This is a genomic window from Campylobacter sp. RM9328 (genome assembly GCF_012978615.1).
In genome coordinates, this window is sequence record NZ_LIWF01000006.1 from 109,252 (window position 1) to 121,794 (window position 12,543).

The window sequence follows — 12,543 nt, forward strand, 5'->3', positions numbered from 1 at the left end:
CATGGGTAAGAAAATAGCAATAATCATCGGTGTTTTGATAATAGCTCTTATGGTTTTTATGATGAGTTCTAATACTCCTGCTTCAAAACAGAGTGAAGTTAAGCTTGAACCAAAAGAGACGATCGCGCCAAAAGTTGAGGTAAAAACGGATATAAATTTACAAGATGACGAAGAGCTTAAAAAGATAAAAGAGCTTAAAAACATGGTTGCTAATCAGCCAACCACAGGCACGAGCAAAAGATACCTTACAACATGTGCTCCATGTCACGGTGCTAACGGTAAAGGCGTCATGGCTCCTGATATAAGTGGTAAAAGTAAGGATGAAATTTTATCAAGGCTAAAAGAGTATAAAGAAGACAAAATTCAAAACTCTCTCATGAAGGGACTTTTGACAAATGTCAGCGATACGGATCTGGGGCTCTTAGCTGATGAAATTTCAAATTTTAAAAGCGGTAATGAAAAATGAACAAATACACCACCCGTTGCACGGTAGCAAAAACGGGGTTTTTTGATACTTTAGTAATAGAAAACGAGCAGGGTAAAAAACGCTTAAGTATCCGTTCATGGCGGATATTTAGCATAGTTTTAGTCCATCTTTTGTTTATCCTTTCATACTATGCGGATATTCAAATTTTAGAAGGAAGTATCAGCGGTTCAAGAATGCTTGGCTTTCATCTTACGGATGCGTTTATGAGCTTTGAGGTCTTTGCCGCGACACATGAATTTGCTATAAATTTAATTATCGGTACATGTACGATTTTGTTTTTTTACGCTCTTGTCGGGGGCAGGGCGTTTTGTAGCTGGATATGTCCGTATTCGCTTTTAGGCGAGATAGGCGAGAAGATACATGAAAATTTAGCCGCTAAAAAGATCATATCAAGGCGAAATTTTGACCCTAGATGGAGATACGTCTTTGCTGTTTTGTTTTTGACTATGAGTTTTGCAAGCTCTCAACTTGTGTTTGAAATTTTTAGCGTCGTTGGGATATTTTCAAGGTTTATCATATATGGGTATTTTCATGCGATATGGTTTGTAGTGTTTGTTCTTTTTGTGGAAATTTTCTTTTCAAGAAGGGCTTGGTGCAGGTATTTTTGCCCTATCGGTGCAACCTACTCACTTCTAACTCGCACAAATGCCATCAAGGTAAGCTGGAACAAAGAGCTTTGTGATCACTGTCTTGTTTGTATAGACACTTGTTTAGTGCCACACGTGCTTGAGATAACTAAGAAAAACGCCAAGCTTAGCGGCGATGAAGATAAAAAAGAATTTAGGCTAGTTGGTGGCGACTGCACGCTTTGTGGACGCTGTATCGACGTATGTCATCACGATGCGCTTAAATTTGACAACGGTTTTAAAAGATTAATCTAAAAGGATAAAAGTGATAATTTTAAAAGGCATTACAAAGACTTTTAGCTCGCAAAATATTTTAAAAAATATTAATTTGCATATTAAAAAATCACAAAAAGTCGTAATATACGGACAAAATGGGGCGGGCAAAAGCTCGCTTATGCGTATAATCTTGGGCGAATTTAGACCAAATAACGGCGAGGTAAAAGTATGTAGCGCAGATCCATTTTTATCAAGAAAAGATGCTTTAAAAAACATATCATTTGTGCCACAAACTCCGCCGCCTTTGAAATTTAGTCTAAAAGAGCTTTGTGAGTTTGTTTGCAAAACTTCTGATGTTAAATTTGATCGCATTAAGTTTTTTTGCGATAAATTAGAGCTTGATTTAAATGGAAATTTAAACAAGCCTTTTTATAAGCTTTCAGGCGGCATGAAGCAAAAAATGCTTGTTGCCATAGCTTTTTCAAAAGATAGTGATGTGCTTATATTTGATGAGCCAACGGCAAACCTTGATCCAAAGGCAAGAGGAAATTTTATAGGGCTTTTGGATGAGTTTGCTAAAAGTAAAACACTTGTTTGTATCTCGCACAGGGTCGATGAGGTAAAGCAAATTTGCGATAGATACATAGAGATGGATCTTGGCGAAATTATCAAAGACGAAACCACAGGAGATCACGAATGAGTAATATTTTCTTAATAGCCAAACTTGACATTACAGAGTCGTTTCGCTCAAGGTGGTTCTTGCTTTATATGTTTGTGTTTACGGGACTTGTGATAACGTTTATATTTAGCGGAGTTACTGACTCTCGTGTTCTTGGATTTTCGGGACTTACTAGGCTTTTGCTACTGTTTATTCAAATTTGCGTTATTATCGTGCCTATTTTTATACTAGTCTCTACCGTGCGAAGTATAAATGCCGATAGGGACACAAATTTACTAGAATACATCCTAAGTTTTCCTATTAGTCTGGCGGAGTATTACTTTGGTAAAGCGCTTGGTAGGATATTTGTTATATTTACGCCTTTGGTTTTTGCACTTTTGCTAACTCTTGTTACCGGAGTTGCTAAAGATATAGAGATACCGTGGCAAATTTTAGGCTTTTATACGGCTTTGCTTTTTTCACTTAGTATAGTCTTTTTGTCGTTTGGATTTTTTATCTCGGCTTTGATTAAAAATCAAGAGATGGGGCAGGGTGTAGCATTTTTGCTTTGGTTGGTTCTGCTTGCTTTTATGGATTTGGCATTGATAGGGTTCTTGATGAAAAGTAGTGTTAGAGAGGATATTATATTTTTTATAGCACTCATTAATCCCATCGAGGTTTTTAGGGTTGCTGCTATTAGTTTGTTTGATCCAAATTTAGCCGTTATCGGCGTGGCTTCAAATTTTATACTCACAAATTTTAGCACAATGGGTTTTGTTTTGTATTCGATTTTTTATCCTATAGTTTTGGGTGTTATCTTGCTTACGGCAGGCTATTTTATATTTAGTAGTAAAGATCTAGTTTAAGATAAATTTTGTCTGTTTACATAATTTATGTAATATAACGCATTAAAAATAAAGGAGAAAATATGAAAATAAATAAAATTTTATTTATAGTTGCCCTATTTTTTGGGCTAAATTTCATGGCTTTTGCATAAGATAGCTTCCAACACATCAGAAACGCTACGGCTAAGATTAGCTATGCGGGCAAAGTCTTTTTGCTAGATCCATACCTTGCGCCAAAAGGCAAATATCCAGGCTTTGAAGGCACTTTAAACTCACATCTAAGAAATCCTCTAATAGAGCTTCCGACGGATGTAAAGGAGGTGTATAAAGGTGTGGATGCTGTCATTATCACCCATACTCATCCTGACCACTTTGACGAAGTAGCAGCACAAATTTTACCAAAAGAGCTACCTGTGTTTGTCCAGCACAATGCCGACGCAAAGCTTCTTGTTTCACAAGGTTTTAAGAATATAAAAGTTATATATGACAGTGTGGAATTTGATGGTGTAAAACTAAGCAAAACAGGCGGTGCGCACGGCACTGTGGAGATGTATGCTAACCCAAATCTTTCAGCACTCCTAGGTGATGCGATGGGCGTAGTCTTTGAGACTAAAGGACATGAGACGCTTTATGTTATGGGCGATACTTTGTGGACGGCTGATGTAAATAAGGCGCTTAATAAATTTAACCCAAGCGTAGTTGTGATGAATACTGGCGACGCTAGAGTTTTAGGTTTTGAAAATAGCGGTATCATAATGGGAAAAGCCGATGTAGAACACGCCGCAAAGGTGTTTGTAAACACTAAAATCATAGCCGTTCATATGGACGCGGTTAATCACGCAAGTGTAGGCCGCGAAGATTTGCGTAAATTTGTAAAAGAAAAAGGTATAGAGAGTAAGATTATCATCCCAAATGACGGCGATGTTGTTAAATTTTAACTACTTGCAAAAATTAGTGGCGAGCCAATTCTCGCCATTTTACTTAAAACAACCTTTTTAAAAGCCCTTTTATAGCATCTTTTGTCGTGCTAGAGTTTGTTTCGTTACCATCCTTGCCAAGTTTTTTATCTAAAAACCTATCTATCTCTTTTGTGATTTTGCCTTTAAGGTATTCTGAACTCACGCTGCATTTTGGATCTTGAGTGGTGCCTGTTATGGCGATTTTAGCGTCTGTTTTTTCGTATTTAAAATCAACCGGGATATTCATAGCTTGCGACGTGGTATCAAAAGTGCCGTTTGTAACGTTTATATCGCTTCTTTGTGTACTCATCTGGGCTTTAAAGTTTATAAGATTTTTATTTATCGTGCCTTTTAGATAGCCGTTTTTGTAAATTTCACTTGTTATGTCGCGTCCACTAAATGTCTTTATGGTATTTGTAAAGCCGTTTGATACGAGTCTGCCTTCGTTTATGTCGATATTAAAGTCGCCTTTTTGTGAAGCTAGGTTGTAGTTTAGCCTGCCATCTCCTATACCGTCATAAATATGTTGCATGTTTAATGTGTCGGTTAAGTCCTTAAAGGTGAAATTTTGCAAGATGGCATTAAGATCGTTGTTGTTAAGTTTTGCAGTTATTGTGCCACCAAAGACATTTGAGTTAAGGTTGGCTATTAAATTTTCACCACTTTTTACAATATCCCCGGTTGCGTTAAGTGCGCCTTTTAACTCTCGTCCTGTAGCAAATTTTAACCTTGATAGTTCCGGGATAAAGGCGTTAAATTTAGCATTTAGGTTGCCGCTATTTATGTCAAATTTCCCGCTTGTATCTTTTAAATTTAAAAGCGTCGAGCTGACATCCGTAGTAAAGTCTGCTACGTTTTTTGCGAGTTTAATGTTTGATGTGGCTTCAAATTTTACTCCGCTTGGGAAGCTTTTTTCTAGTAGTTTGCTAAGCTCTTTTTCGTAAGCTTCACCGTTAGTAAATGACAAGAGTATGTCGCCATTTAGGTTTTTTGGATCTATAGAACTTAAATTTGCACTTAAATTTAGTTTGGCATTTGCAAGCGGTGCTTGAGCAAGTAATAAAAATGCATCTTTTAGTGAGCCGTTTTTAAGTGTGGCATTTAGGTTTTGGTCTTTGAATTTGGCATTTATCTCTCCGCCGATCACACTTCCATAAATTCCAAGCTCGCTTAAAACTTTATCTACTACTTTGATATCGCCGTTTAAATTTACGGCTCCGCTTAGTTTTTGTTGGGTGATACTTTCAAATTTTGCCAGATCATCCGCAAGAAGTGAAAATTTGCTACTTAAGCTCTGTTTTTGTATATCAAATTCACCACTAACGTCTTTTAGTTTTATCAGCTCACTAAGTAAATTTGCTTTAAATTTAGCTATTGATTTGGCTATGATTACATCGGTGTTTAGGCTAAAGCCAACATCTTTTGCTAGGTTTAAATTTGCTACTTTTTTAAGTTCGTTTTTATTTATTTTGCCATCACTTGTAAGAGCGATATTGCCTTTGATATTTTTAGCATCGTTTAAATTTTCAATAGTGGCAGTTGCGTTTATGTTTGCAGTTGCGTATGGGGGTTGTGTGGCTAGTTTTAACGCTTCTTCAAGCTTAACGGAGTGAATTTTAGCTAGCAACTTGCCGTCTTTTAAATTTGCATCTATCTTGCCACCAAGCCCGTCGATAACGGCATTTAAATTTTGAAGTTTATAGTCGCTAAAAGTAAGATCGCCGTTAGCTTTTAGAGCACCGTTTAATTTTTGGTTGATGATAGGCTCAAGTTTGGCTAGATCACTGATCTCGATCATAAAGTCTGTATTTAACGACTTATTGTCTATGTTATACACTGTTTTTGTCGTATTTGCAGTAGCGATAGGCGTGATAAGAGTGCTTTTTACATTTGTGATCCAGTTTGCTATTTGCGCATTTGCAGCGCCTTTAAATGTGAAATTTTTAGGCAAGCTTACGTTAAAGTCACGTGATATCAAAGCATTGTTTGCTACCGCGTCATATATTAAAATTTCAGCCATCCCGTTTGGCATGTCGTTTTGTTCGGTTATATTTGATGTGATATCGATACGTCCGCTTGCATATATCGGCTGCTTGACAAGGGCTAAAATCTCATCTATTTTTAGCTGTTTTGCGTTTAGTTGTAAGCTTAAAGGCTTATACTCTTTAATGTTTGCTAAGAAATTTATACTTGATCCAAGGGCTTCTCCTGCTCCGTTTGCATCAAAGTTGTTAAATTTGCCCTTTATTTTGCCACTTAACGCGATCGGTTGCGTGAGTTTTAAATTTGTGCTTTTTAGGTCGCTTGCATTTATTTCGTAAGTAAGATCCATATTTTGGGAAAATACCGAAAAATCACCATTTATACTTGCTGATATTTCATTATTAACTTTAGCATTTATATCCGCTTTGCTAATGCCAAGCTCAAATTTATCAAAACTAAGTTCTATGCCTGCTTTTTGTTTTGCCAAATTTTGCGCATAAGAAGCGATCATAGAGTTGCCAAAACTGCTAAAGATAAAACCAAATACACAAAATACAGTGAGAATTAAAATTCCTGCGATGTAGGCTAAAATTTTCATATTTATCCTTTAAGATTTATTTTATTATATCATATATATTGAGCTTACTAGACTAAAGTTTATTGAAAAAGCTCGTATCAATAATTGACTTTTAACGAAAAAAATGCTAATATTTCATCACTCAAAAATAAAGAGTGCTAAAATTTGAAATTTAACCAAAAGGATGAACGATGAATTTTCAACCATTAGGCAAACGTATTCTAGTTGAGCGTGTGGAAGAAACAAAAACCACCGCTTCAGGTATTATTATACCCGATAACGCAAAAGAGAAACCTTTAAGCGGTAAAACATTAGCGGTAAGTAGCGAAGTAGAGTGTGTAAAGACAGGAGATACAGTTGTATTTGGCAAATATGCAGGCACTGAAATCACGCTTGACGCCAAGCAATATCTAGTCTTAAATCTTGACGATGTTTTAGGTGTAATAAAATAAGAAATAAACTAAAAAGGAAATAAAATGGCAAAAGAAATTTTTTACTCAGATGACGCAAGAAACCGCTTGTATGAGGGCGTTAGAAAACTAAATGACGCTGTTAAGGTAACAATGGGGCCACGTGGACGTAACGTGCTTATCCAAAAGAGCTTTGGTGCACCTGCTATCACAAAAGATGGCGTGAGTGTTGCCAAGGAAGTTGATCTAAAAGATACTATAGAAAACATGGGTGCAGGCTTAGTTCGCGAAGTTGCTAGCAAGACAAACGACCAAGCTGGTGACGGCACTACGACTGCGACAGTTTTAGCTCATGCGATATTTAAAGAGGGTCTTAGAAACGTAACTGCAGGTGCAAATCCAATCGAAGTAAAACGCGGTATGGATAAAGAAGTAGCTGCTCTTGTTGAAGAGCTAAAAAATATCTCTAAAAAAGTTTCAGGCTCAAAAGAGATCGCACAAATCGCAACAATCTCTGCAAATTCAGATGACAGCATCGGCAAGTTGATAGCTGACGCTATGGAAAAAGTTGGAAAAGACGGTGTTATCACTGTTGAAGAGGCAAAGTCTATCGAAGACGAGCTAAATGTAGTTGAAGGTATGCAATTTGACCGTGGATATTTAAGCCCGTATTTCATCACAAATACTGAAAAAATGCAAGTTGAACTAAGTAATCCATACATCTTGTTATTTGACAAAAAAATCGCAAATTTAAAAGATCTTTTACCTGTGCTTGAGGCCATACAAAAAACAGGAAAACCTCTTTTGATAATCGCTGAAGATATCGAAGGTGAAGCACTTGCGACACTTGTAGTAAACAAACTTCGCGGCGTACTAAATATCTCTGCCGTAAAAGCTCCTGGTTTTGGCGATAGAAGAAAAGCTATGCTTGAAGATATTGCTATCTTAACAGGTGGTGAAGTTGTCAGTGAAGAGCTAGGCAGAACTCTTGAAGGTGCTACTTTAAATGATCTTGGACAAGCTTCAAGCGTAGTTATCGACAAAGATAATACAACTATCGTAAATGGTGCTGGAGAAAAAGCCGCAATAGACGCTAGAATCAACCAAATCAAAGCTCAAATCGCAGAAACTACAAGCGACTATGATCGTGAAAAACTTCAAGAACGTCTAGCTAAGTTAAGCGGAGGCGTAGCTGTTATAAAAGTAGGAGCTGCTACTGAAACCGAGATGAAAGAGAAAAAAGACCGCGTTGATGACGCTTTAAGCGCAACTCGCGCAGCCGTAGAAGAGGGCATAGTTGTAGGCGGTGGCTCTGCACTTATCCTTGCTTCAAAACGCGTAAAACTTGACCTTGCAGGCGATGAAAAAATAGGTGCTGAGATAGTTCGTCGCGCACTTCGCGCTCCACTTCGCCAAATCGCTGAAAACGCTGGTTTTGACGCGGGTGTAGTTGCAAATGCAGTTGAAACTAGTGCAGATGAGAATTTTGGCTTTAACGCTGCAAACGGCGAGTATGTAAATATGTTTGAAGCAGGTATTATAGATCCTGTGAAAGTTGAGCGTGTAGCTCTTCAAAACGCTGTTTCAGTAGCTAGCTTACTTCTAACCACAGAAGCTACGATTAGTGAGATAAAAGAAGATAAACCACTTCCTGCAATGCCTGATATGGGCGGAATGGGTGGTATGGGCGGAATGATGTAAGCCCATCAAATTTAGCCCGTTTTTTAGCGGGCTAAATTTATTTTACAACATACAAAAATACTTCAAAATACACAAAAATACGACTTTAATTTAATAAACATTTAACCAAAACTAGCCTATAATTTACGCAAAATATTTAATTTTCTGCAATAAATTTAAAATAAAGAGCTTAAAAATAATGTTTGATAATATTTTTAGAGAATACGACATTCGCGGTATTTTTGATCAAGACCTCAATGAAACTAGTGTAAAAGCTATCGGATATGCCTTGGGTTTAAAAATGAAAGAGCTTGGTGTAAAAACACTAAGCGTTGGCTATGATGCAAGGCTAAGTGCGAGCGAGTTATTTAAATTTTTACTTAGTGGTTTAAATAAGGCTGGCGGTATTAAAATTTATGACATAGGCTTGCTTCCTACGCCAGTGGGATACTTTAGTGTGTATGCTGACTATTTTGACGCAAATGTTATGATAACTGGCTCACATAATCCAAAAGAGTATAATGGGTTTAAAATAACTATAAAAAAAGATAGCTTTTTTGGTGATGATCTGCAAAAATTAAAACTTGAAGTAAATAAAATAATAGATCAAAGCACGCGTATAGATGACGATGTAGCTTGCGAGAAATTTGACATTCTAACACCATATAAAGAGTTTTTTGTTAAAGAATTTGCGGGGTTAAAGAGCTTTAAAGAGCCTTTTGTGATCGACTGCGCAAATGGTGCGATAGGCGTGAGTGTCGTACCTATCATAAAGGAACTTGGCTTAAATGCTAAAATTTTATACCCTGAGCCCGATGGAAATTTCCCAAACCATCACCCGGATCCAAGTGAAAAGGAAAATTTAGAGGACATTTTTAGGTTTATTGACGGTGGTGATGTAAAGCTTGGCTTTGGTTTTGACGGCGATGGCGATCGTATAGCGGTGATCACTCCAAAGCGTGATATAAAGGGTGATGAGTTAGCTTATCTTTATGCGTTAAATATGCAAAATCCACGCGTTCTAGGTGAGGTAAAATGCTCGCAAAATATGTATGACGAGATCGCTAAGATCGGTGAAGTTTTCATGGGCAAAACCGGACATAGTAATATAAAAAAGATGATGAAAGAGCTAAATGTGGATCTTGCTGCCGAAGTTAGTGGACATATCTTTTTTAAAGAGCGATATTTTGGTTTTGATGACGCACTTTATGCGATGATGAGAGTTTTGGAGCTTGTTAATAAAGGCTTTGATCTTGATGGTGAACTTGACAAGATGCCACCTGTTTTTAGTACCGATGAGATAAAGATAAAAGTAAGCGAAGAGGATAAATTTAAAATAGTCGAAGAGCTTAAAAGACGTATAAAACATAATGAATGTGACTTACCTAAAATTTTAAATCTTATCGAGATAGACGGCGTTCGAATCCAATTTGAAGAGGGCTGGGCGCTAGTACGCGCTTCAAATACTACTCCTGTTATTGTAACAAGATTTGAAGCTAAAAATGAGATATTTTTGAATGAAATTCAAGAGAAAATTGAAATATTAATAAGAAAAATCAAATGATAAATATAATACTTTGTGGTGGTAGTGGCACTCGTCTATGGCCTATAAGCCGTACACTTATGCCTAAGCAGTTTATTAAATTGTTTAATGGTAAATCTTTGTTTCAATCAACGCTAGAGAGAAATTCATCTTTGTGCGATAAGAGTCTTATTGTTTCAAGTTGTGAACAATATTTTTTGGCACTCGATCAAAGCGAAGAGATGGGTATAATAAAAAATGATTATTTGCTAGAACCATTCGGTAAAAACACTGCGCCAGCAATAGCATTTGCTTGTTTTGCTATTGACAAAGAAGAGACAGTACTTGTTACTCCTTCTGATCATCTGATAAAGAATCAAAAAGAGTATGAAAGAGCTGTTTTAAAGGCAAAAGAATTTGCAGAGAATAATACTCTTGTAACGTTTGGTATAAATCCTGAGTTTGCACAAACTGGTTTTGGATATATAGAGCTTAAGAACACACTGGGTGACGTAAAAGCGTTTCATGAAAAGCCGGACTTTAAAACTGCTAGTAAATATGTTGAAGCCGGCAATTACTATTGGAATAGCGGTATGTTTATGTTTAAGGCTGGAGTGTTTTTAGATGAGCTAAGAAAATACTCTCCTAAAATTTATGAATCATCGCTAATCGCTTTTAAAAATGCCTCTAAAACAGACGTTATACGTATCAAGCATGATGATATGATGAAAATCCCAGAAAACTCAATAGACTATGCTGTAATGGAAAAATCTAATAAAGTAAAAATGATAGTTAGTGGTATTGAATGGAGTGATGTTGGCAGTTTTGATTCACTTTATGATGAACTTGATAAAGATAGTGATGGAAATACTAGGTGCGAAAAGCATGTTTCAATTGATTCTAAAAATAATCTAATTTTATGTGAAAGCAGACAAATAGCTACAATTGATGTTGAAGATTTGGCGATTGTGGACACAAAAGATGCATTGCTTGTATCAAAAAAAAGTTCTAGCCAAAAAGTAAAAAAAGTAGTAGAAAATCTAAAAAGCATAAATTCATACCTTATAGATACTCATCTTGTGGGCCATAGGCCTTGGGGTTCTTACACTATACTAGAAGAAACAAATGGATACAAGATAAAACGCATTGAAGTAAAGCCAGGCAAAAGACTGTCTTTACAAAAGCACTTTCATAGAAATGAGCACTGGATAGTTGTTTCTGGAACAGCTACAGTAACAGTAGGAAATGAAACAAAACTTGTACGACCAAATGAATCAACTTATATAAAAATGGGTGAGATTCATAGATTGTCAAATGAAGGAAAAATTCCTGTAGTTCTCATAGAAGCTCAAGTTGGTGAATATACAGGTGAAGATGATATAATACGCATTGAAGATGATTTTAAAAGAGATTAAAAATTATTAGGAATATTAAATGATAAAACAAAAAGTAGCACTGATTACAGGCATAACTGGACAAGACGGAAGCTATCTGGCTGAGTTTTTGTTAAAAAAAGGGTATGTAGTACATGGTATAAAAAGACGCTCATCGCTATTTAACACGGATAGAATAGATCACCTTTATCAAGATCCACATGAAAAAAATGTAAATTTACATTTACACTATGGCGACATGACCGATAGTATGAACCTAACTAGAATCATACAAGAAACACAGCCTGATGAGATATATAACTTAGCTGCCATGAGTCATGTTCACGTGTCATTCGAGACACCAGAGTACGTAGCAAATGCGGATGGTACTGGAACTTTAAGAATTCTTGAAGCAGTAAAACTTTTGGGACTTACTAAAAAGACAAAAATTTATCAAGCTTCAACCTCAGAGCTTTATGGAAAAGTACAAGAGGTGCCACAGAGTGAAAAGACTCCATTTTACCCAAGAAGCCCATATGCAGTAGCCAAGATGTATGCTTACTGGATAACTGTAAACTATAGAGAGGCCTACGGAATGTTTGCTTGTAATGGAATTTTATTTAACCATGAAAGCCCTGTTCGCGGTGAGACATTCGTAACAAGAAAAATAACAAGAGCAGCTTCAAAAATAGCACTAGGACTTCAGGACAAGCTATACCTTGGAAACCTTGATGCAAAAAGAGACTGGGGACATGCAAAAGACTATGTAAAGATGATGTGGATGATACTTCAGGCTGATGAGCCAGAAGACTGGGTTATAGCAACTGGACAAACAACGGCTGTTAGGGACTTTGTGAAATTTGCCTTTGCATATGCTGGGATAAATTTAAAATTTGAAGGAAACGGCGTAGATGAAGTTGGCGTGGTTGAGTCTTTAAATTTAGAAAAAGCTAAAGAGCTAGGCATAGATATATCTCATCTAAAGATAGGGCAAATAGTCGTTTGCGTAGATCCTAGATATTTTAGACCAACAGAGGTTGATTTATTGCTGGGCGATCCTACTAAGGCTGAGCAAAAACTAGGCTGGAAAAGGGAATTTAATCTGCAAGATTTGGTAGATGATATGATGAAGTCAGACCTAAAACTTATGATAAAAGATGTCTATCTTAAAAATGGTGGATATAAAATTATGAGCTATTACGAGTAG

11 protein-coding genes are annotated in these 12,543 nt (G+C 36.5%); 10 read left to right on the forward strand and 1 reads right to left on the reverse strand.

The features are described 5' to 3' along the window. Nucleotide 1 precedes the first annotated feature (1 nt). The 5 genes from CCAL9328_RS05625 to CCAL9328_RS05645 all read left to right on the forward strand — a co-directional run bounded on the left by CCAL9328_RS05625 (nt 2) and on the right by CCAL9328_RS05645 (nt 3,770). Nucleotides 2-466 carry a c-type cytochrome gene (locus CCAL9328_RS05625; RefSeq protein WP_170000214.1) on the forward strand — a complete coding sequence of 155 codons (465 nt, stop codon included), beginning with the start codon at nt 2-4 and terminating at the stop codon, nt 464-466. After that, nucleotides 463-1,368: a NapH/MauN family ferredoxin-type protein gene (locus tag CCAL9328_RS05630; RefSeq protein WP_169971498.1), complete on the forward strand. Its 906-nt coding sequence runs from the start codon at nt 463-465 to the stop codon at nt 1,366-1,368. The genes CCAL9328_RS05625 and CCAL9328_RS05630 overlap by 4 nt, the downstream gene beginning before the upstream one ends. A gap of 10 nt (nt 1,369-1,378) precedes the next feature. Continuing rightward, nucleotides 1,379-2,029, forward strand: coding sequence for an ATP-binding cassette domain-containing protein (locus CCAL9328_RS05635; RefSeq protein ID WP_169935481.1), 651 nt, complete (start codon nt 1,379-1,381; stop codon nt 2,027-2,029). Continuing rightward, nucleotides 2,026-2,853 carry an ABC transporter permease gene (locus CCAL9328_RS05640; protein ID WP_170000215.1) on the forward strand — a complete coding sequence of 276 codons (828 nt, stop codon included), beginning with the start codon at nt 2,026-2,028 and terminating at the stop codon, nt 2,851-2,853. The genes CCAL9328_RS05635 and CCAL9328_RS05640 overlap by 4 nt, the downstream gene beginning before the upstream one ends. Nucleotides 2,854-3,044: 191 nt before the next feature. Continuing rightward, entirely contained in the window at nt 3,045-3,770 is a 726-nt protein-coding gene (locus CCAL9328_RS05645) for an MBL fold metallo-hydrolase (RefSeq protein WP_211436827.1), read from the forward strand. A 43-nt stretch (nt 3,771-3,813) separates the two neighbouring features. On the opposite strand, the gene CCAL9328_RS05650 is transcribed toward CCAL9328_RS05645, so the two are convergent. Further along, the gene (locus tag CCAL9328_RS05650; RefSeq protein ID WP_170000216.1) at nt 3,814-6,372 is read right to left on the reverse strand and encodes a translocation/assembly module TamB domain-containing protein; all 2,559 of its coding nucleotides are present in this window, start codon (nt 6,370-6,372) and stop codon (nt 3,814-3,816) included. A gap of 170 nt (nt 6,373-6,542) precedes the next feature. On the opposite strand from CCAL9328_RS05650, the gene groES reads away from it, so the two are divergent. The 5 genes from groES (at nt 6,543) to gmd (ending at nt 12,543) form a co-directional block, all read left to right on the forward strand. Next, nucleotides 6,543-6,803, forward strand: a complete 261-nt coding sequence (groES, locus tag CCAL9328_RS05655; protein WP_169935488.1) for a co-chaperone GroES — start codon at nt 6,543-6,545, stop codon at nt 6,801-6,803. Between the two features lie 24 nt (nt 6,804-6,827). After that, on the forward strand, nt 6,828-8,462 hold the full coding sequence (groL, locus tag CCAL9328_RS05660) for a chaperonin GroEL (protein WP_170000217.1): 1,635 nt from the start codon (nt 6,828-6,830) through the stop codon (nt 8,460-8,462). 178 nt (nt 8,463-8,640) lie between these two features. Beyond that, nucleotides 8,641-10,005, forward strand: a complete 1,365-nt coding sequence (locus CCAL9328_RS05665) for a phosphomannomutase/phosphoglucomutase (RefSeq protein ID WP_170000218.1) — start codon at nt 8,641-8,643, stop codon at nt 10,003-10,005. Beyond that, nucleotides 10,002-11,378 carry a mannose-1-phosphate guanylyltransferase/mannose-6-phosphate isomerase gene (locus CCAL9328_RS05670; protein ID WP_170000219.1) on the forward strand — a complete coding sequence of 459 codons (1,377 nt, stop codon included), beginning with the start codon at nt 10,002-10,004 and terminating at the stop codon, nt 11,376-11,378. The genes CCAL9328_RS05665 and CCAL9328_RS05670 overlap by 4 nt, the downstream gene beginning before the upstream one ends. A 19-nt stretch (nt 11,379-11,397) precedes the next feature. Further along, nucleotides 11,398-12,543, forward strand: coding sequence for a GDP-mannose 4,6-dehydratase (gmd, locus tag CCAL9328_RS05675; protein WP_170000220.1), 1,146 nt, complete (start codon nt 11,398-11,400; stop codon nt 12,541-12,543).